This is a genomic window from Sphingomonas melonis DAPP-PG 224 (assembly GCF_000379045.1).
Classification (GTDB): domain Bacteria; phylum Pseudomonadota; class Alphaproteobacteria; order Sphingomonadales; family Sphingomonadaceae; genus Sphingomonas; species Sphingomonas aquatilis.
In genome coordinates this window covers 121,841-141,197 of the sequence record NZ_KB900606.1, presented here as the reverse complement: position 1 = coordinate 141,197, position 19,357 = coordinate 121,841, and the positions used below count along the sequence as shown (strand labels likewise).

The window sequence follows — 19,357 nt, the reverse complement described above, 5'->3', positions numbered from 1 at the left end:
AGCAGCCCTCGTTCCGCGCCATCACGTTTCTAGCAGGAATCGGGCTTATCGCTAACTACCGAACCTGACATTGCATTGGCGGTGTGGCACGTTACCGGGAATGTGGCACAGCCCGCAAAATGTTGATTACCATGGCAGCCGATACTATCGTGATATGTCGAACCGAACGTAGAAGAGCACGCCCAAATGACCGTTCAAGTTAACATCACCCCTAATGGGCGCATGAGCCTTCCTGCTGACATGCGCAAACGGCTAGGGCTGGCTGAAGGCGGCGCAGTCTATCTCGACGAGACACCCGACGGCGTGGTGCTGCGAACCGCAGCTCAGGCAGTCGCGCGCGCGCAGGCACTCGCCAAACAGTTCACCGGGGGCAATCCGGACGCGTCGGTCGACGCCTTCCTCGCCCGGCGCCGAGAGGACAGCGGCGAGTGAGCGTCGTCCTTGATGCCTCGGCGCTTATCGCGATGCTCAAGGGCGAGAAAGGCGCGACCAAGGTCGCCGGAGTGATCGCGGGCGCGCGGGTCAGCAGCGTCAACTATGCCGAAGTGGTGAGTCACTTCATCTTTGCTGGCATGCCTGCCCATGACGTCGACGCGATGCTTCACCCTCTTCCTCTGAGCGTAGTTGCGGCGGATGGCGCGCTCGCGACGCTCGCCGGGCGGTTGCGGGGCGTAACCGCCGAAGCGGGACTCAGCCTAGGTGACCGATTCTGCCTCGCGCTTGCTCAGCGCGACGGACTGCCCGCCTGGACGAGCGACGGCAGCTGGAAGAAGGTTGCGGACGCAGCCGGGGTCAAGGTGGTGGCGATCCGCTGAAACGACGAAGAGCGCGGCAGGAGCACTGGCATCTACGCGGCAGGGCGTGGAGCGATGCTCTTCCAAGCGCTTGGCAATCGGCGGTACGACATCGACCTATCAGTCCGACAACATAGATTATGTAAAATATGGTCGTGGTTTACGCTGTTAATTGGCCTCGCTTGGCTTCGAGCTGGGTCGAGTGAGCCAGCGCGGCGAGAGCTTCATCACTTCGCAAGCATCGGAAATAGTCAATTCTTTTAGGCAGTTCAGTTGTGAGACCTACGGCGCAATCGCGATGCTGGACAGGTCCATCGCAGTATTGATCGGCACCCCGGCTTCCTTTCGCTCTGAATAGCGATCGACCAGTTGCACAGTATGCGCGCGCAGCAGCACCGTGAACCGCACCAGCTCCTCCATCACATCGACGATCCGGTCATAGTAGCTCGATGGCTTCATCCGTCCGTCGTCATCGAACTCATTGAACGCCTTGGCGACGCTCGACTGGTTCGGGATCGTCACCATCCGCATCCAGCGACCCAGCACGCGCAGCGTGTTGACGCTGTTGAACGACTGCGATCCGGCCGACACCTGCATGACCGCGAGCGTCCGCCCCTGCGTCGGGCGCATCCCGCCCATCGACAGCGGCAGATGGTCGATCTGCAATTTCATGATGCCGGTGATCTGCCCGTGACGTTCCGGGCTGCACCACACCTGACCCTCCGACCATAGAGACAGCTCGCGCAGCTCATGGACGGCCGGATGGTCGTCGCCGGCATGTTGGTCGGGCAGCGGCAGGGCCGATGGATCGAAGATGCGCGTCTCGCAGCCGAAGAACCGGAGCAGGCGCGCCGCTTCCTCGACACACAGCCGGGAGAAGGACCGTTCGCGCAGCGAACCATAGAGCAGAAGGATACGCGGCGCGGAATCGAGCGGGCCAAGCCCCAGCGCCGGCCGCTGGATGGCATAGGCGGGATCGAGTGCCGGCAGGGTATCGGGATCGGCAAGCGTGCGGAGCGGCATCAGAGAGCTTTCACGAGATAGGCGGCCGACGCCGGGCATAGCGCGGTAAACTCGCGCGATGCGGCGACGGCCGGGGGAGCAGCGCCGCGATCTGCGTCGGCATAGCCAAGCGCCCGGAAGAATGGCGCGGCCGTCGTCGTCAGCAGATGGAGGCGACGCACCCCGAAGTCGCGCGCCTGTCGTTCGAGGGTGGCGACCAACGCCCGCCCCAGGCCATGCCCGCGGCGATCGGCAAGGATGACGATCGAGCGGAGCAGGCGGTCAGCCCCTTCCCCCTCCAGGCCGCCATAGCCGACGAGGCTATCGGCCTCGAACCGGAAGAACAGGCGGCCAGGGTCGGCGAGGTCGGCGCTCGGTAGGCTCGCAGCGTTGAGGAACCATGCCAACCCGGCCAGCTCGGCGGGTTCGAGTGTCGTGATGGTCAGTCCCATCACGCGAGGCTGATCCGGATCGCGAGCGCCGCGAGCGTGATGAGCAACACCGGCACGGTGAGCGTGACGCCAACACGGAAGTAATAGCCCCATCCGATCCGCACGCCCTTCTGTCCAAGGACGTGGAGCCACAGCAGCGTCGCGAGCGAACCGATCGGCGTCAGCTTGGGGCCGAGATCGCAGCCGATCACGTTGGCGTAGATCATCGCTTCCCTGATCGCGCCCGTGGCGTGGGTGGCGTCGATCGAGAGCGCGCCTACCAGCACGGTCGGCATGTTGTTCATCACCGACGACAGGACGGCCGCGATCACGCCCGTACCCAGCGCCGCGCCCCACACGCCCCCTTGCGCCGTGCGATCGAGCAGCGCCGCCAGATGATCGGTCAGGCCGGCGTTCCGCAGGCCGTAGACGACGAGATACATGCCGAGCGAGAAGATCACGACCTGCCAGGGTGCGCCGCGCAGCACCTTGGCCGTTGGGATCACCTGGCCCCGCCCCGCGATCACCAGCAGCAGGATCGCGCCGGCAGCGGCCACGGCGCTGACCGGCACGCCGAGCGGTTCGAGCAGGAAGAAGCCGGCGAGCAGCAGCGCGAGAACGATCCATCCGGCGCGGAAGGTCGCGGCATCGCGGATCGCGTCGCGCGGCGCGCGCAGCGCTCCCACGTCATAGTCGGTCGGTATGTCGCGCCGGAAGAACAGCAGCAGCGCGCCCAGCGTCGCGGCGATCGACACGAGGTCGACCGGTACCATCACGGCCGCGTATTCGCCGAACCCGATCTTGAAGAAATCGGCCGACACGATGTTGACGAGGTTCGACACGACCAGCGGCAGGCTGGCGGTGTCGGCGATGAACCCGGCGGCCATGACGAACGCCAGCGTCGCCTTGTCCTTGAAGCCGAGCGCCCGCAGCATGGCGATGACGATCGGCGTCAGGATCAGCGCCGCGCCGTCGTTGGCGAACAGCGCGGATACCGCCGCGCCGAGCAGCACGATCAGGACGAACAGCCGACGACCATGCCCCCGGCCCCAGCGGGCGACGTGGAGCGCGGCCCATTCGAAGAACCCGGCTTCATCGAGCAGCAGGCTGATGACGATGATCGCGACGAACGCAGCGGTCGCATTCCAGACGATGCCCCACACCACCGGCACGTCGGACAGCGTGACCACCCCCGCGAGCAGCGCCACGACGGCCCCGCCCATCGCGCTCCACCCGATGCCGAGTCCCTTGGGTTGCCAGATGACGAGCGCGATCGTCGCGACGAAGATCAGGACGGCAAGGAGCATCAGGCGACGCGCTGGCCCGAAGCATCGACCACCTTCTCCCCGTCTTCCTTCGCGAACGCGCCGAGCTGATCGCTTGGCAGCAGATCAAGCACGGCATCGGACGGCCGACAGAGCTTCACGCCGAGCGGCGAGACAACCAGCGGCCGGTTGATGAGGATCGGATGCGCCATCATCGCATCCACCAGCGCGTCGTCGGACAGCGACGTGTCGCCCAGGCCCAAATCGGCATAGGGCGTCCCCTTCTCGCGCAGCAGCTCACGCGGCCTCATGCCGGCGCGGTCGATCAACTCGACTAGCAGCGCGCGTGCGGGTGGGGTTTTCAGATATTCGACCACATGCGGCTCGATGCCGGCATTGCGGATCATCGCCAGCGTGTTGCGCGACGTGCCGCACTCGGGGTTGTGATAGATGACGATATCGACGGCCACGGGATGTCCTTTCAGCAGCAGGGGGCGAGTTCGGCGACGAGCGGCGCGCACAGCTCCGCATTGCCGGCGCAGCAATCCTTGACGAGGAACAGCGTCAGCGCGCGCAGGCCGTCCAGATCGGCACGGTAGATGATCGAGCGGCTATGCCGTTCGGAGCGGACCAGACCCGCACGGGCGAGGATTCCGAGATGCGCCGACATGGTGTTCTGCGGCACGTCGAGCTGGCGGGCGATATCGCCTGCGGCCATGCCGTCCGGTTCGTGCCGCACCAGCAGGCGGAACACGTCGAGGCGGGTGCCCTGTGCGAGTGCGCCCAGCGCAGTGATAGCCGAGTCGTTTTCCATATATCCAGCATAGCGGATATATGGCGTTGGTCTAGTGTGCGTTGCCTCTCAACATTGCGGGAGACCTGCGCTGATGGCCTATAACCGCAGGCCGAGGCGTGGACCAAGGCATACCAGGCCGAGATAGAGCAGGATGGTAAGGAGGCACCCCGCGCCCAGCGCTAGCCAGAATGGTACGTTGCGCCCGAGCAACGCGGGGATCAGCAGGAACATCGGTAACGATGGCAGCACGAACCAGAAAGTCGCCCCGGCGTGAGACGCCATCAGCACCCGATCTTGGGTGTCGCGCCACAGCCAGATCATTCCCAGCACAGAGACTAACGGCAACGATGCGACAAGTGCGCCGACGCCGGGACTGCGCTTGGCGATCTCCGAAACCGCCGCGATAATCGCACCGGAGATCATTGCCTTGATGACGACATAGAGCATACCGGTTGTGACTTTCGATCGCCGAGATGGCTAGCGATGAAGGTGCTGGTCATCCTCACAGGCTTGCGATGGCGCTTCGGTCTGGATCGTCGAATGTTCGATCCCGAACCTCTCGTCGAGTGTTCTGGTCACTGCAACCCTGACGCTATCGGGATCGACGCCCTCGCCGAGCGTCACATGGGCGGTGCAATTGATCTCGTCCGAAGCCATCGACCAGACGTGCAGGTCATGAACGCCGGCGACACCCGGAATGGCGGCGATCGTTGAACGGATCTCCGGCAGCTTCAACCCGCCGGGGACACCTTCCAGCAGCACGTTGATCGTTCCCTTGAGCAGAACCCAGGTGCGCGGCAGCACCCACAGGCCGATGCCGATGGCGATGACTGGATCGACCCACGTCCAGCCCGTGAACCGTATCGCGAGGGCACCAAGGATGACGCCGACCGAGCCGATCATGTCGGCCCATACTTCCAGGTAGGCGCCTTTGACGTTGAAGCTTTCGTCCTTGCCGGCGGTCAGCAGACGCATCGATACGAAGTTCACGACGAGGCCAATGACCGCGACGATCAACATGCCGGTCGACTGAATCGACTGCGGCTCGCGGAAGCGCTGGATCGCCTCGTAAAGGATATACATGGCGACGACGAACAGCAGGATCGCATTGAAGGTCGCGGCGAGGATTTCCAGTCGTTTGTAGCCGAACGTCCGCTTGTCGTCGGCAGCCTTCTTGCCGAGATGGATCGCCATCAACGCGATGACCAGACCGGCGACGTCGGTCATCATATGGGCTGCGTCGGACAGCAGCGCGAGGCTGTTGAACACGAAGGCGCCGACCACCTCTGCCACGAGATAGGTCGCCGTCAGGGCAAGCGCCCATCTGAGCATCTTGGCGTTGGCGCCGGCCGTATGGTCGTGGCTGTGCCCGGCTTCGCCGTGATCGTGTGCCATTATCGCGTCCCCTTCTTTGTGGCTTGCCGTTCGGCGAGCCAGGCCTGCATCTTCACGATTTCGGCCTGTTGGGTCCGGATCACCTCCTCCGCCATCGCGCGCACCTTCGGATCGGTGCCGTTGGCAAGCTCGGCGCGAGCCATATCGACCGCACCTTCATGGTGCGGGATCATGCCCCGAAGGAAGTCGGTATCAGGATCGCCGGTCGACGGCATCGCCATGCCGGCCGTGCCGTGCGCTCGATCCGTGGATGGCATCGGTCGCACCGGACTCGTTCGATCCGAACTGGCCCGCCGGCTTGCCGCCGGAACACGCAGACAGGGCAATCGCAGCGGCCAGAAAGGACCATCGCGCCGTGGTGATCGACATTTTCTTCTCCTTACGGGATGGATCGCGGCGCACATCGACACCGCTCAAGGTCAGGCCGGTCACATCGCGATCTCCTCGATGAGCAGCAGTGCGAGAAAGCCGACGAAGAACATCGCGCTGATGAGCGGAGAGTCCGGTTTCTCGTGCGCCTCGACCAGCAGCTCCTCGGTGACGAGGTAGAGCAGCGCCATCAGGCCGAAACTCAGGAATCCCGTGATCCACACCGGCGACAGCAGCGCCACGGGCTGCACGACGAGTGCGCCGATCGGCACCAGCAGCGCAAGCGCGCAGGTTAGGCCGATCGCCTTCATCTTGCGATACCGGCTCGTCAGATCATTGGTGAGCGTCAGGGCCAGGAACAGCACTTCGAGCGTCAGCGCGACCGCCAGCAACGTGCCCGCCTTCTCGCCGGCGATGAAGGCCAGACCCAGAACCAGGCCGTCAATAGCAAGATCGAGCCCGATCGCGGCGAGCAGCGCCACGGGGCCGTCAAACCGGCCTTCCGCCGCCTTGAGGCCCAGCATTACCGCGACGCCGATCGCACCGCCGATCAGCGTCGCAGCCGGCGATCCCCCGTGCATCACCAGCGGCAGGATTTCGGTCGCCGCCGCGGCAAATACGACGCCGGCTGCAAGGTGCTGCATGGCGGCGACCAGCCTCTCGCCGGGTGTGCGCCACCCGGCGAGAAGCGCGCCGATCATGATCGCGATCATGGGGATCAGTGCGAACTTGAGCGCCGCCATCGTCAGTCCCCCCTGCCAGACGCGATCATGCGGGTTGCGGCAGCGGCGCGCCGTCGTCCGCCCTATCCGCGTCGTCGACCTTGACCGCTTGCTGCCCGAACCGGGCGTAAAGCGTCGGCAGCACGAACAGCGTCAGCAGCGTCGCCGAGATCAGGCCGCCGATGACGACGGTCGCGAGCGGCTTCTGCACTTCCGCGCCGGCTCCGCTGGCGAATGCCATCGGTACGAAGCCGAGACTGGCGACCAGCGCGGTCATGACGACCGGGCGCAATCGCTGGAGCGCGCCCGTCCGCGCCGCTTCGGCCCGGTCCATGCCCGACCGGATCAGCTCCTGCACCGAACTAACCATGACGAGGCCGTTGAGGACCGCGATACCCGACAATGCGATGAATCCCACCGCGGCCGAGATCGAGAAGTCCATGCCGCGAACGAACAGCAGCAGCACGCCTCCCACCAGCGCGAAGGGCACGCCGGTGAAGACGATCGCCGCATCGCGTACCGATCCCAAGGCCCCGTAGAGGAGCAGCAGGATCAGCACGAAGCACGCCGGCACCACGAGTTTGAGCCGCTGGCTGGCGGATTCGAGATTCTCGAACTGGCCGCCCCATTCGAGATAGCTGCCCGCCGGCAGGCGCACGCCGGCGACCGCCGCCTGCGCATCCGCGACCACGCTGCCGACGTCGCGTCCGCGGACGTTCGCCTGGACGACGACGCGGCGCTTGCCGTTCTCGCGGCTGATCTGGTTCGGCCCGTCGACGACGCCGATATCGGCGACGCTGGACAGCGGCACATAGCCACCGCCGGCGACCGGCACCTGCACCTGTTCGAGCAGCCCCAGGTCGGCGCGCTCGGCGTCCGACAGGCGGATGACCACCGGAAAGCGCCGGTCTCCCTCGAAGATCATGCCGGACTCGCGACCGCCGAGCGTGGCGGTGATGGTGTCCTGCACATCCTGCGCGGTGACGCCGACCCGTGCCATCGCGTCGCGGTTGACGCGAATGTCGAGCATGGGAAGTCCCGTCGTCTGTTCGACCTTCACGTCAGCCGCTCCTTGCGTCCGGCGAAGGATGCCGGCGATCTGTTCGGCGGTGCGGTTCATGGAGGCGAAGTCGTCGCCGAACACCTTCACCGCGATGTCGCCGCGCACGCCGGCGATCAGCTCGTTGAACCGCATCTGGATTGGCTGCGTGATCTCATAGGCGTTGCCCGGGAACTGCGCGAGCTTCGTCTCCAGCCGCTCGACCAGCGCGGCCTTCTCCAGTTTGGGGTCGGGCCATTCCGCATGCGGCTTCAGGATGACGAACATGTCGGTCGCGTTGGGCGGCATCGGGTCCGAAGCCAGCTCGGCCGTGCCCGTCTTGGAGAAGACGAACCGCACCTCGGGTTGCTTCGAGACCATGCGCTCGATCGGCACCTGCATCGCCTGGCTCTGCTGCACCGATGTCGCCGGAATGCGCAGCGCCTGGATGAGCAGGTCGCCCTCGTCGAGCTGGGGGAGGAACACCTGTCCCAGCGTCGTGAAGGCAAGCGCCGCGGCGACGAGGCTGACGACGCCGGCGCCGATGGTGATCGACGGTCGCTTCATCGCCTTCTCAAGGCCCGGTTCGTAGCGCTGCTTCAGCCACGAGATGATCCGCCCGTCCTCCTCGTTCACCCTCCGCGACAGCCAGATGGCGATCGCCGCAGGCACGAAGGTCAGCGACAGGACGAACGCGAACAGCAGCGCGATGATGACGGTGAGCGCCATCGGCACGAACGTCTTGCCCTCGACGCCGGTCAGCGTCAGCAAGGGCACATAGACGAGGATGATGATTGCCTGCCCGTACACGGACGGACGGATCATCTCGCGCGCCGCGGTCGCGACCGCCTCCAACCGCTCCTTGACGCTCAGCAGGCGACCTTCGTGATGCTGTTGCTCGGCGAGACGCCGCAACGCATTCTCGACGATGATGACGGCACCATCGACGATCAGCCCGAAGTCCAGCGCGCCGAGCGACATGAGGTTCGCCGAAACCCCCAGCCGTAACATTCCGAACCCGGTCAGCATCATCGTGACCGGGATGACCGCCGCGGCGATCAGCGCGGCGCGGAAGTTGCCGAGCAACAGGAACAGCACGACGATGACGAGCAGTGCGCCTTCGCCGAGATTCTTCGCCACCGTCTTGATGGTGGAATTGACCAGGGCTGTGCGATCGAGGACCGGCTGCACCACTACGTCGGGTGGCAGCGAGGCGTTGATCGACTTCAACCGATCGGCGACCGCGGTCGCGACGTTGCGGCTGTTCTGTCCGATCCGCATCACCGCGGTGCCGACGACGACCTCCGTGCCGTTCTCCGACGCCGATCCCATGCGGATCGCCTGACCCGTCTTAGGGTCAGGACTCATTGGTCATAGCCAGAAGATGACGGTGGCCGCGAGGGCGACGGCAGAGAAGAAGACGGTTGGGCAGCGGTCGTAGCGAGTTGCGACGCGGCGCCAATCCTTCAGACGGCCGAACATGATCTCGATGCGGCTGCGGCGCCGGTAGCGGCGCTTGTCGTATCTGACCGGCTCGTTGCGCGATCTGCGGCCCGGGATGCAGGGCTGGATGCCTTTGGCTTCCAGGGCGTCTCTGAACCAATCGGCATCATAACCACGGTCGCCAAGCAGCCACTGTGCTTTCGGCAGATCGTCGAGCAAGGCTGCCGCGCCGGTGTAGTCGCTGACCTGCCCGGCGGTCATGAAGAAGCTCAAGGGCCGCCCGTCCGCATCGCTGACGGCGTGCAGTTTGGTGTTCATGCGGCCTTTCGTGCGGCCGATCAGACGGCCGAGATCCCCTCACATGGGAGTTCTCAGGTCAAGAGGCTGTGCGGTAGAGCGTGCAGCCTCTTTCCTTCCGCACAATCATATCTGTTCTACCTTGCCGGTTCGGCTGCCAGCCGCAGCAATGAACCAAAACAGCGCGCCTGCAATAGCGCCTAATAGGGCAATTTGGCCGACGTAGTAGAAGTTCATCAGCCATCCGTAAGCAGTCAAAGATCCGTCGATGACGGTTGATCGTCCATCAATGCTCGCATTATCCGGTCGACTTATTAACGCGAGCACGAGCCAGGGAAGAGCGGCGACCACTGCACCAGTCGCAGCGCAGTTGATGATTGTCGCATTGACGTGTCGGCGTAACATGAAGAACGCCGGGAGCCCGATGATAAAGGCTGGAGGGTAAGCGCCAAACACGGCAAATGCCACAGCGCTCCGCCAGATCCGTTCGAGCGGATCGGTGATGCCCTCATATGCTGGCATAGCAATAGCCATCAACAAGGCGGCTGCGCCCGGGACCACTACAAAGGCGAGGATCACCCGCCAAATTGAAGGATAGGTGCGCTTGGCTCGTGCGGCGTACATGACGCCAGCTTATCGCTTTGTCGTCGCCATTCCAGATCAATCGTCAGGAATGGTCAGAGCGTCAGGCCATGGTCGTCCTCCTCAATTTCTGGATCACTGGCCTGAGCCTGTTGCAACAAGCGTCCCGGTGACCGGTCCGCTCTAACCTCACATCCGGTCGCCGCTCGTGCGCGGCTGCACCACAATCCCGCTTGCGTCGGGTCTGGCTCAGGAGACGGGACCAACCTTTTTTTCGGCATCTGAAGCCAACAGGGACCTCCGGTCCGTCCACCTGGATCCGGCAGGGACGATGCCCTGCGGGAACTCGTATCGGGTTACGTGCTCATGCGGCCTTCAGCAGCGCGCCTGCGGGCACCACGCCGGCCGAGACGAACTGCCACAGCGCGATCAGCAGCTTGCGTGCGACTGCCACGATCATGACCCGCCGCGCGCGACCACCGTTCGCGCCCACCCGCTCCGCGTACCACTTCGTCAGCTCCGAGTCCGGCTGATGACGCAGCCACAGCCAGGCGACCTGGATCATGGTCGTTCGCAACCGCTTGTTGCCCGCCTTGGACACGCCCTGCTCCCGGTCCATGCTGCCGCTTTGCCACGGTGATGGGGCCAGCCCGGCATAGGCGGCGACCTGTCGTCGATTGCTGAAGCTGCGGAAGAACGCTTCTGCGTGCAGCACGCCGGCGAACTCAGGACCGATGCCGCGCAACTGGATGAGCCGGGGACCAGTGTCCGCCTCACCGGCGGCATCCGACCGCGGCTCGAGCAGCGCGTCGCGCTCGGCTTCGACCTGCTTGATCTGGCCGACGACCATCTCCAGCCGGTCCAGCTCGCGCTCGATCTCGCGGCGAACATGCCGGGGCAGCGGTCGTCCATCGCCGGTCACCAGTTCGTCCAGCCGCGCCCGCCGGTCGGCGCGCAGTGGCTCGTAGTCGCCGACCCCTTGCGCGAACAGCAGGCCCTTGATGCGGTTGACGTGCCGCACCCGCTCCACGACCAAAGCCCGCCGCTCGCGCGAGATGCGTCGCCGGTCCTCGTCCTCGACGCTCGGCACCGCCACCATCGCACACACCCGCGGCTCCCCGCGCTTGTAGGCCAGCAGCGTGCGGACCAGCGCCTCGCCGTCGAGCTTGTCCGTCTTGGCGCGCCGGCTGCGTCGTGAAGCGGCAATCGAGGCGGCGTCGACGACGTAGCTCTCGATACCCTCGCGCACCAGGCAGCGGTGTATCCAGAAGCCGTCGAGGCCCGCCTCCTGGATGACGACCAACGGGTACTGCTCGCCCATCCGCGCCTCGGCCTTCGCCTGTAACTGCGCGAACCGCTCCAGGAGTGCCGGCACGTCGCTGCCCTTCACCTGATGCCGCGAGATCCGCTCGCCGCGACCCGGCGACAGCGACGTCACCAGCCAGGTGGAGCGGCTCAGCTCCAGCGACACGAAGATTGCGTTCAGCTGCGTGCTGACGGCGGCATGGCATGAGACGGACACGGGCACGGGCAACCTCCTTCACGACAAAGCGGGAAGGTCAGTCTGCCTCAACCGGCGCCAGCCCGCGCCCATGGGATCTTTTTTACCCGCAGACTCGATGCCGTGCGGTGTGCCTTCAGGTAGGTCGCGTCGATCATGACGGTCTTCGGCACGGCCTCCGCTGCCGCGAGACCTTCCATCATTCGCAGGAAAATACCCCTCTCGCTCCACCGCTTCCAGCGATTGTAGAGCGTCTTGTGCGGCCCATAGTCCTTCGGTGCATCACACCAGCGTAGCCCGTTGCGATTGACGAAAATGATGCCGCTGAGCACCCGCCGATCATCGACCCGAGGCTTGCCATGGCTCTTGGGAAAGAACGGTTGCAGACGCGCCATCTGCTCATCCGTCAGCCAGTACAGGTCGCTCATCCACTCTCTCCTCACGGAGCCTGAATCAGATCGCGCCTCCCACATCAATGGGTCCTGACCCTAGGGACGATCAAGCAGTAAGCGAGGCCTGCCGCCGGCCCGTGCTCTACTGCGCTGGCGTGTGCCACGCCGCTCCGCGGAACCCCGTCGCCGGGTTTCCGCCCGTGCGGGTGACGATCAGACTAGGCCACAAAGGGCCGCCCTCGCGGGCAGGCGTTGCTCATGCGGGGAACCGCTCCAATGCTTGAGCGCGGTTCTCCCGCCGCCGTCCTGATCGGCCGTTGGGGCATGGCGCTGTCCCTTGTCGTCGGCGCCGTCCTGGCCGGTCGCCTCATCCGTGCTTTCCCCTACCTGCTCCCCAACCGCCTTCCCGGCCTGGTCCTCTACGAGCTGGGGCCAGCGCTGATCCTCGGGGTGGCGATCGGGGCCGCCATCGCCATCACGCACGACTTGCGCCCCGGCATCCGGGCGCGGCTCGCGCTCGCCGCGCTGGTCGCCGGCGCCGTCACGCTGGCCGTCGAGTTTGACGCAGCCTTGCAAGGACGTTGGCTATGAGGAAGCAGCAACGGTTCGTCGCCATCGAAGGGCCGGTCTCGTATATCATCGGTTTTCACGACACGACCGACGTAAGCGTGACCCAACACACGACCCACCGCGCAGACCCCGCCGTGCCCATTTCGCATCCCGGTGATACGATCCACCGGACCGGCCTGACCCGCGCGGAGACGCATACCTTCGTGAATACCTCCCGCGAGTTCGCGATGCTGTTCGAGGTCAACGGCCACACGCTCAAGCTGTGCGCGAGCGACTATATCGCCTTGGCCGTCGGCGACCGCGTTCGTGCCGTATGCGAGCCCATTCCGGACTGCCCCATGCTGGTCCGCGACTGGCATAATCAGACGCGGGGCATCCGCTTGCGCGACCTTCCCACCCCGCTCGCCAGCGTCGCGACGGAGATCTGCTTCAGCCTGATCCTGCTCGTCATCGGCTTGGGAGCGGTCTTCCTGTCGGGCGATGACGGGGACGCGCGCACCTTCACGCTGATCGGATGCGGCCTCGTCGCCTTTGCCGCGCTATGCGCCCTATCGGCCAATCGTGGCGCAGCGCGCACCGCCCGAACCCACGCCGAACTGGATCGCCTTACACGACGATGAGGTGTGCCACGTGGCACACCTATCTGCGCGGTGCGCCGCAACCTACTTCTTGGCAGGCGCCGGAGGCGGCGGCGGCGGTGGTGGGGCGACCGGAGCCCGTGGCGCCGGAACAACGCCCGTTTGAGGCTGCGACACGCCCCCCGGCGGCAACGGCGCGCGTGGCGGCGGCGCTATCCCCCTCGATCCGCCCGATCGGGATGGCGGCGGTGCTGGCGGAGGGGCTGGCTTCTCGCTCATTGATACTGACCACGTTCGCTGTGACAAAAGAGAACAAACATAGAAGAGCGGCGGGAAATGACCATAGCGCGAACCCGTTGAGACGTTCGGACCAAGCCGCTACCGGCGGGATATCGTCGTAGAGGGCAGCTCGCCGCGCATCGACCGCCTTACGCGCCGTCGCGAAGCTCACCGTCAGGGCAAGAAGCCCCAAAACATCGATCGCCCATCCGGCAACCAAGGCATACGGCCACACCGCCTTGGCAAGCGGAACCGCGCTTCCTACAAATGACACAGAAGCGGCAAATAGCGCCGTGTGTGCAAGTGCAACAAAGCTGTCGCGTGCAGCTTCGTTTTGAGCATGGGCGGTATCCAGAGCTTGCAGCTCATGCTTAAAGTCGTCGGGCGTTCGCTGATTCATTATCGAAATAGAACCATAATGGAGGATGTTGGAAATGGCTGATAAGAAAGTGCTCTTCATCGCGTTCGCCATCGAGGATGAACGGCAGCGTGACTTCCTCAAAGGGCAGTCGCTCCATCCGCGGCAGCCATTCGAGTTTATCGATATGTCGGTGAAGGAGCCATACGACAAAGACTGGAAGGATCGTGTCCGCACGCGGATCAAGCGCTCGCATGGTGTGATCGTTCTGGTCAGCAAGAACTCGGCAGCCTCGACGGGCCAGAAGTGGGAAATCCAGTGCGCCCAGGAAGAGGGCAAGCCGATCCAAGGCATCTACGCCTATAAGGATGATCGCGCCTCGATCGCGGGCGTCAGCACCGTTGCCTGGAGCGACGCCAACATCACCAACTTCATCGATTCACTCTGAGCCGGAGGCGACGGTGCGCAAGGCCCTGATCGTCGGTATCGACCATTACGAGAAAATCGGGAACCTCAGCGGGTGCGTGAACGACGCGCACTCGGTGAAGGCCATGCTCGAGCGCCACGCCGACGGCACCGTCAACTTCGCTACACCTAAGCTCCTGACCGGCACCGGTCCCGGCGATCTGGTCGATCGCGAGGAGCTGAAGGCGGCTGTCCGCGAACTCTATGCCGACGACGCGGACATCGCCCTGTTCTACTTCGCCGGGCATGGCTTCATCGAGGACACCGGCGGCTACCTCTGCACCAGCGACAGCCGCAGCGGCGACGATGGCCTGCCGCTTTCAGACATCATGACGCTCGCTGCCAATTCCGGGGCGAAGAACAAGATCATCATCCTCGATAGCTGCCATAGTGGCGCTGCCGGGGAACGTCCCACCCATCCCGCTGCGGAAATCCGCGACGGCATGACCATCCTCACAGCGTCCACCGCCGAGCAATATGCGATGGAGGTCGAAGGGGGCGGTGCCGGCGTGTTCACCAGCCTGTTCGTCGACGCGCTCGGCGGCGCCGCCGCCAACCTGCTGGGCGACGTCACGCCGGGCAGCGTCTATGCTCATATCGACCAGTCGCTTGGGCCGTGGAAGCAGCGCCCGGTGTTCAAGACGAATGTCAAAACCTTCGTGTCGCTGCGCAAGGCGGCACCCCCGATCGCGCTGACCGATCTTCAGGCGCTGGCGAAGCATTTTCCGACCGCCACTTACCAATTCCCTCTCGATCCGGCATTTGAGCCCGAGCGGTCGGAGGAGCAGAAGAACGACCCCTCCATTCCACCGCCGGACCCGGAGAAAACCGCGATATTCGCGGTGCTCCAACGGTATGTGAGGGTCAACCTCGTGCGCCCCGTCGATGCACCGCATATGTGGCACGCAGCGATGGGCAGCAAAGCCTGCGAGCTGACTGTATTGGGCGAGCATTATCGAAGTCTGGTGGAAAGCGGGCTGATCTAACATGGCAAAGCCTCTCGCCGCTGACGCCCGTAAGACCTTGGTCGAACGCCTCGCCGCGATCGAACATGAGCGCTGGTCGCATTGGCAGCGCTACATGCACGGCAAGGCGACCAAACAGGAGGACGGCTCGTTGCTGATCCCCGCCGATCTTGTCGAACGCTGGGAAAAGCAGATTGCGACCGACTATGCCGATCTTCCCGCCGATGAGCAGGAGAGCGACAAGGAGCAGGTGGAGCGATACCTGCCCATCATTGAGGACGCCTTTCGCTCAGGGGAGTAATCAGCGTCCGTTCTTGACAACACCAGGCTCATCGCTCATATCTGTTGACGGACGCGGCTCACGGGCTGCCCCAATTCCGAGGCCCACGCTTAGCGTGGGCTTTCGCGATTCTGGGGACCTGCATGCTGTATTTCGCTTATCTCGACGAGTTTGGCCACATCGGCCCGTATGTCGCGCGCGACGATCCCGCCTACAATGACAGTCCCGTTTTCGGGCTCGGGGGCATGATCCTCCCCTACTCATCCGTGCGGCAATTCTCGACCTGGTTCTACCAGCTCAAATGCAACATGCTGGCTTGGGAGATCGGGCAAAGCGGCCAGCATCCCGCGACATGGGAGAAGAAGGGCTCGGCCCTCTTCACCAGCATGAACGTCGAGAAATACCGGCAGGTTCGCACGGCGGCCAATCGCATCCTCAACAAGATCCGCGCAAGCGGCGGGCATGTCTTCTACGTTGGCCTCGAGAAGAACCGCCCCGTCGCGGAGTTTAAGGCGCAGGCGCTTTACCTCACGGTCCTGGGCGAGGCGATGAAGCGCCTCAACCAATATGCCGATCAGAACGACGCCGATATGGTCATCGTCATGGACGAGCATCAGGATCGCGACGCCATCCTGACTCGCGCGAGCCAAGCCATGTATGGTGGCCCCTCCCCCCGGCGTCGCATCATCGAGCCGCCCTTCCAAGTCGAGAGCGAACGCTACCAGACATGCCAGTGCGCCGACTGGCTATGTGGTCTGGTCGGCCGCGTCGGCGCCTATCAGGCGCGCCCCGACGAATGGGCTGACATGGCTTGGTCGCAGACCTACTTTCAGGACCGGCTCGACGCGGCATCGGTGCGAAGCTCGATCCGCCTGCAAACGGCCGCTACCGAGGTCGAAACGGTGGAAGCCCTACCCGCCGTCGTCGATACAGGTCTCGCACAGCCTGCACCGGGCAACGACGACACGCCGGCCTGACTCCGGCGGGTCAATCCGCCGGCATATCACTCGGCCGGGTCGGACGCATCGTTCCAGCGATGAAGAGGGGTGTGCCACGTGGCACAGCTACGCCAGCAAGGAACTGGTTCCCGAGCTGGGGCCGCGTTCGTCAGCTCGACGATCCAGCCACCCGTGTACGTGGGATCTATACGCCGCTTCGCAAAGCCATTCCCGTAAGGAGGACAAATGCCCGCAGGCCCTGGAACATCTTCCTCACCGCGTGAACTCGTCACCAAGGCGTTTGACTCCGCCTTCGTGATCGCCACCATATTAGCGGCCATCTATTTTGCCGGGTGGACCTACAGACAGGCCTATTTCGGCCGTTTTGCCATCGATCCGACCAATCTTGGCGGTTCGAACATTGCAGTTGCGGTGGAGGGCCTCGGTGCCATTATCACCACAACCGGCGCGTGGCTTACAGCGATCCTGCCGCTGCTGATCGTGACGGCGCTTACTTTGATTGCCGGCAAGCTCTTCGACCGCGCCAGGGCTGCATCGCATAGGCCGCCGTTTTTTGATCCTCTGACATTGTTTATGGCTCGGGTGGGGTGCGGGACCATTGTCATCCTCATTGTGGGCGCCGCTGGCCATGTTGCAGGTACGATCCGAGCGAAAGACCGCATAGGTAACATCACCCGAGGGGAGGTGTGGATTTACCATCTCGAAGGAAAGCAGGTGTCAGGTATCACGCTGGGGCAATCCAACGACATGACATGGGTTCTCACCAAAGAGGGTGTGCGGCCCCTCAAAACGGCAGAGATCCAGCTTATAGATGGCGCTCTATTCAACAGGGTTGCTACAGAACGCTAACGTCTAGGATCAGCGTGAAGCCGGGTGCGACCCTGCAAGCACCGCTCCTTTCGCTCTCTGCGCCGACCAAGCCGCCGTACCGCCGTCTCGGCCCTATTGGGTGACGATCCTCGCGTGAAAGGTGTGCCACGTGGTACACCTGATCGAAGCGCCTAGGGCGCGGCGTAAGCCCGTTCGCGCCGCTGCCCTCCCCCGGAGGCCATCCAGCGCCGGGGAACACCAAGGGCGGCTGCCCTTTCGTTCCCGAACGACAATCGACCGCCCGTGTAATCCGCCAAGCGTGGCACTCGACGCCCTGCAGGGCGTCGGCCACGCTAGGGCGGCTCGCCCGCGCCAGCGGTAGATTCTCGCCCTCCCTCCCCATCCCGTTCCTCGCCGGAAAGGCAGAGCCGGTTGCTGTTGCGACCGGCTTTCAGCCTCAGAGGAAAGGAAGACAATCATGGGACGGATCACCGACAACCGGGCCGACATCTATCAGGAAATCACCGATCAGATGATCGCCATGATCGAGGCGGGCACCCGGCCTTGGTCGAAATCGTGGAACGGCAGCACCGCACCCGCCATCCCGCTGCGCTCGACGGGGGTTCCCTATCGCGGCATCAACGTCCTGACCCTTTGGGTTGCCGCCATGACGAAGGGCTATGCTTCCCCGCATTGGCTGACCTTCAAGCAGGCGCTCGCGCTCGGCGGCTGCGTCCGCAAGGGCGAGAAGGGCTCAACCGTCGTCTATGCCAACAAGATCGAGGTGAACGCCGACAGCAAGGCACAGGAGGGCGCAGAGCGAGGCGAGGATGGCAAGCGTCAGGTGGCGTTCCTCAAGCGCTACACCGTCTTCAATGCCGAGCAGATCGACGGCATCGAGGCGAAATATCCTGCCCCCTTGCCCGTCATCACCGCGACCAATCCCGACCAGCGCGACGCCGAACTGGACACGCTCTTTGCCCGCGTGCCCGTCACCCTCAAGCACTTCGGTTCCCAGCCCTATTATCAGCCGAGCGGCGATCATGTCGTCATGCCGCAGTTTGCCGACTTCCACACCAGCGACGACTATTATTCGACCCTAGCGCACGAGCTTTGCCATGCGACGGGGCACGTTGACCGCCTTGCCCGCCCCTCCCTCATTTCCACGAAGCGCGAGGACTATGCTCGCGAGGAACTGGTCGCCGAGCTTGGGGCCGCGTTCGTCAGCGCCACCATCGGCATCAAGCTCCACGATCGCGAGGACCACGCCGCCTATCTGGCGAACTGGCTTCAAGCGCTCCGCAACGACAAGAAGTGCATCTTCACCGCCGCACGGCTCGCGCAGGACGCGTCCGACTGGCTGTTGAGCCGCATGGCGGTCGAGACAGCGCCCGAACTGGAGGCGGCGGCGTGACCGCCGCCGACGATCCCGGCCCCGACGGGGGCCGGGGCGTGGCGGCGCGCATTGTCTTTGACCCGAGCGTCGCCACGGTGAGCGAGGAGGAGTTTAACGAGCTGGTCGCGATCATGCGCGATGGCCCAAATGCGAAGCCGCTGACCCCCGAAGCGCAATGGCGGCGCGACTATCACAAGGCGATGTTCCACCGCCGCCTTGTCGGCGTACAACCCGACCTGTTCGGCGGGAAGCCGGTAACGCATATGTACAAGGCCGCCCCCGGGCCAGTCAGCGACTGGAAACCGGAACCGGTCGAGGAGAAGCTGTCCCGGATCGCGCGCGATCCCCAAGCGACGTTCGGCATCGGCCGACCGGCTCTTTCGCCGGAGGAACTGGCCGTCGTCATCGACGGCGCAGCCAATTGGCTGCGGATCGCGCAGCGGGTCCGGATTGCGGGCGCTTTCGCATCCTATGACGGGCGCGCGGAACGCCGCATCGGTCGGAAAGGCGTGATCTGGCGCTTGTGCAGCCCGGTGTTTGCAGGCCACACCTATGTTTATCTCGATCCGACCGGCGCCGAGCGGGTAGAGAAGATCGTGATGGTGGAGCTGCGCGACGTCGAGCCGATCGATGATGCGCTGTTGGTCCCCGTCCCCTTCCACGCTTGAA

General features: G+C 64.3%; 24 protein-coding genes and 3 pseudogenes. 11 read left to right on the top strand and 16 right to left on the bottom strand.

Annotated features, from left to right (window positions below; genetic code table 11):
* Window positions 1-186 precede the first annotated feature (186 nt).
* Both SPHME3_RS0119210 and SPHME3_RS0119205 read left to right on the top strand, forming a co-directional pair.
* Window positions 187-432, top strand: a complete 246-nt coding sequence (locus tag SPHME3_RS0119210; RefSeq protein WP_026189142.1) for an AbrB/MazE/SpoVT family DNA-binding domain-containing protein — start codon at window positions 187-189, stop codon at window positions 430-432.
* Window positions 429-815, top strand: coding sequence for a type II toxin-antitoxin system VapC family toxin (locus SPHME3_RS0119205; protein WP_018251260.1), 387 nt, complete (start codon window positions 429-431; stop codon window positions 813-815). Before SPHME3_RS0119210 ends, SPHME3_RS0119205 begins: the two co-directional genes overlap by 4 nt.
* 261 nt (window positions 816-1,076) lie before the next feature.
* Here SPHME3_RS0119205 and arsH read toward each other — a convergent pair whose 3' ends face one another.
* From arsH to SPHME3_RS0119135, 15 genes and pseudogenes are all read right to left on the bottom strand, one after another.
* Window positions 1,077-1,817, bottom strand: coding sequence for an arsenical resistance protein ArsH (arsH, locus tag SPHME3_RS0119200; protein ID WP_018251259.1), 741 nt, complete (start codon window positions 1,815-1,817; stop codon window positions 1,077-1,079).
* A complete protein-coding gene (arsN2, locus tag SPHME3_RS0119195) occupies window positions 1,817-2,248 on the bottom strand; it encodes an arsenic resistance N-acetyltransferase ArsN2 (RefSeq protein WP_018251258.1) in 432 nt (143 codons plus the stop codon). The genes arsH and arsN2 overlap by 1 nt, the downstream gene beginning before the upstream one ends.
* Window positions 2,248-3,534: an arsenic transporter gene (locus SPHME3_RS0119190; RefSeq protein WP_018251257.1), complete on the bottom strand. Its 1,287-nt coding sequence runs from the start codon at window positions 3,532-3,534 to the stop codon at window positions 2,248-2,250. The genes arsN2 and SPHME3_RS0119190 overlap by 1 nt, the downstream gene beginning before the upstream one ends.
* Complete coding sequence (gene arsC, locus SPHME3_RS0119185; protein ID WP_018251256.1) at window positions 3,534-3,962, bottom strand: arsenate reductase (glutaredoxin); 429 nt, start codon at window positions 3,960-3,962, stop codon at window positions 3,534-3,536. Before arsC ends, SPHME3_RS0119190 begins: the two co-directional genes overlap by 1 nt.
* A gap of 11 nt (window positions 3,963-3,973) precedes the next feature.
* Window positions 3,974-4,306, bottom strand: a complete 333-nt coding sequence (locus SPHME3_RS0119180) for an ArsR/SmtB family transcription factor (protein WP_018251255.1) — start codon at window positions 4,304-4,306, stop codon at window positions 3,974-3,976.
* Between the two features lie 78 nt (window positions 4,307-4,384).
* A complete protein-coding gene (locus tag SPHME3_RS0119175) occupies window positions 4,385-4,735 on the bottom strand; it encodes a DUF3147 family protein (RefSeq protein ID WP_018251254.1) in 351 nt (116 codons plus the stop codon).
* Window positions 4,736-4,765: 30 nt separating this feature from the next.
* Window positions 4,766-5,683: a cation diffusion facilitator family transporter gene (locus tag SPHME3_RS0119170; protein WP_018251253.1), complete on the bottom strand. Its 918-nt coding sequence runs from the start codon at window positions 5,681-5,683 to the stop codon at window positions 4,766-4,768.
* Window positions 5,683-5,940, bottom strand: a complete 258-nt coding sequence (gene copM / locus SPHME3_RS21645; protein WP_231376782.1) for a CopM family metallochaperone — start codon at window positions 5,938-5,940, stop codon at window positions 5,683-5,685. Before copM ends, SPHME3_RS0119170 begins: the two co-directional genes overlap by 1 nt.
* Complete coding sequence (locus SPHME3_RS21640; protein ID WP_018251251.1) at window positions 5,876-6,115, bottom strand: hypothetical protein; 240 nt, start codon at window positions 6,113-6,115, stop codon at window positions 5,876-5,878. Before SPHME3_RS21640 ends, copM begins: the two co-directional genes overlap by 65 nt.
* A complete protein-coding gene (locus SPHME3_RS0119160) occupies window positions 6,112-6,795 on the bottom strand; it encodes a ZIP family metal transporter (RefSeq protein ID WP_018251250.1) in 684 nt (227 codons plus the stop codon). Before SPHME3_RS0119160 ends, SPHME3_RS21640 begins: the two co-directional genes overlap by 4 nt.
* Before the next feature lie 25 nt (window positions 6,796-6,820).
* Window positions 6,821-9,166, bottom strand: a pseudogene (locus tag SPHME3_RS20350) (efflux RND transporter permease subunit); the annotation flags it as partial.
* An 18-nt stretch (window positions 9,167-9,184) separates the two neighbouring features.
* Window positions 9,185-9,613 (bottom strand): annotated as a pseudogene (locus SPHME3_RS0119150) (IS5 family transposase); the annotation flags it as partial.
* A gap of 66 nt (window positions 9,614-9,679) precedes the next feature.
* Complete coding sequence (locus SPHME3_RS0119145; protein WP_018250504.1) at window positions 9,680-10,177, bottom strand: hypothetical protein; 498 nt, start codon at window positions 10,175-10,177, stop codon at window positions 9,680-9,682.
* Between the two features lie 322 nt (window positions 10,178-10,499).
* Window positions 10,500-11,657: an IS110 family RNA-guided transposase gene (locus SPHME3_RS0119140; protein ID WP_172436192.1), complete on the bottom strand. Its 1,158-nt coding sequence runs from the start codon at window positions 11,655-11,657 to the stop codon at window positions 10,500-10,502.
* A 77-nt stretch (window positions 11,658-11,734) separates the two neighbouring features.
* A pseudogene (locus SPHME3_RS0119135) lies at window positions 11,735-12,064 on the bottom strand (transposase); the annotation flags it as partial.
* 288 nt (window positions 12,065-12,352) lie between these two features.
* On the opposite strand from SPHME3_RS0119135, the gene SPHME3_RS0119130 reads away from it, so the two are divergent.
* Both SPHME3_RS0119130 and SPHME3_RS0119125 read left to right on the top strand, forming a co-directional pair.
* Window positions 12,353-12,619, top strand: a complete 267-nt coding sequence (locus tag SPHME3_RS0119130; RefSeq protein ID WP_026189140.1) for a hypothetical protein — start codon at window positions 12,353-12,355, stop codon at window positions 12,617-12,619.
* Entirely contained in the window at window positions 12,616-13,218 is a 603-nt protein-coding gene (locus SPHME3_RS0119125) for a hypothetical protein (RefSeq protein WP_018251247.1), read from the top strand. The genes SPHME3_RS0119130 and SPHME3_RS0119125 overlap by 4 nt, the downstream gene beginning before the upstream one ends.
* Window positions 13,219-13,237: 19 nt before the next feature.
* Here SPHME3_RS0119125 and SPHME3_RS21180 read toward each other — a convergent pair whose 3' ends face one another.
* The gene (locus tag SPHME3_RS21180) at window positions 13,238-13,915 is read right to left on the bottom strand and encodes a hypothetical protein (RefSeq protein WP_125972932.1); all 678 of its coding nucleotides are present in this window, start codon (window positions 13,913-13,915) and stop codon (window positions 13,238-13,240) included.
* Between SPHME3_RS21180 and SPHME3_RS0119120 the strand changes: the two genes are divergently transcribed.
* The 7 genes from SPHME3_RS0119120 to SPHME3_RS0119090 all read left to right on the top strand — a co-directional run bounded on the left by SPHME3_RS0119120 (window position 13,890) and on the right by SPHME3_RS0119090 (window position 19,356).
* Entirely contained in the window at window positions 13,890-14,261 is a 372-nt protein-coding gene (locus SPHME3_RS0119120; RefSeq protein ID WP_018251246.1) for a TIR domain-containing protein, read from the top strand. The two genes, SPHME3_RS21180 and SPHME3_RS0119120, sit on opposite strands and share 26 nt — an antisense overlap.
* 13 nt (window positions 14,262-14,274) lie before the next feature.
* Window positions 14,275-15,264 (top strand): caspase family protein, encoded by a 990-nt coding sequence (locus SPHME3_RS0119115; RefSeq protein WP_018251245.1) that lies wholly within the window; start codon window positions 14,275-14,277, stop codon window positions 15,262-15,264.
* Between the two features lies 1 nt (window position 15,265).
* Window positions 15,266-15,544 (top strand): hypothetical protein, encoded by a 279-nt coding sequence (locus SPHME3_RS0119110; RefSeq protein WP_018251244.1) that lies wholly within the window; start codon window positions 15,266-15,268, stop codon window positions 15,542-15,544.
* A 122-nt stretch (window positions 15,545-15,666) separates the two neighbouring features.
* On the top strand, window positions 15,667-16,500 hold the full coding sequence (locus tag SPHME3_RS20345; protein ID WP_018251243.1) for a DUF3800 domain-containing protein: 834 nt from the start codon (window positions 15,667-15,669) through the stop codon (window positions 16,498-16,500).
* A gap of 207 nt (window positions 16,501-16,707) precedes the next feature.
* A complete protein-coding gene (locus SPHME3_RS0119100) occupies window positions 16,708-17,331 on the top strand; it encodes a hypothetical protein (RefSeq protein WP_037477083.1) in 624 nt (207 codons plus the stop codon).
* A gap of 439 nt (window positions 17,332-17,770) precedes the next feature.
* Window positions 17,771-18,706: an ArdC family protein gene (locus SPHME3_RS0119095; protein ID WP_018251241.1), complete on the top strand. Its 936-nt coding sequence runs from the start codon at window positions 17,771-17,773 to the stop codon at window positions 18,704-18,706.
* A complete protein-coding gene (locus SPHME3_RS0119090) occupies window positions 18,703-19,356 on the top strand; it encodes a hypothetical protein (RefSeq protein ID WP_018251240.1) in 654 nt (217 codons plus the stop codon). Before SPHME3_RS0119095 ends, SPHME3_RS0119090 begins: the two co-directional genes overlap by 4 nt.
* The last annotated feature ends 1 nt before the right edge of the window (window position 19,357 follow it).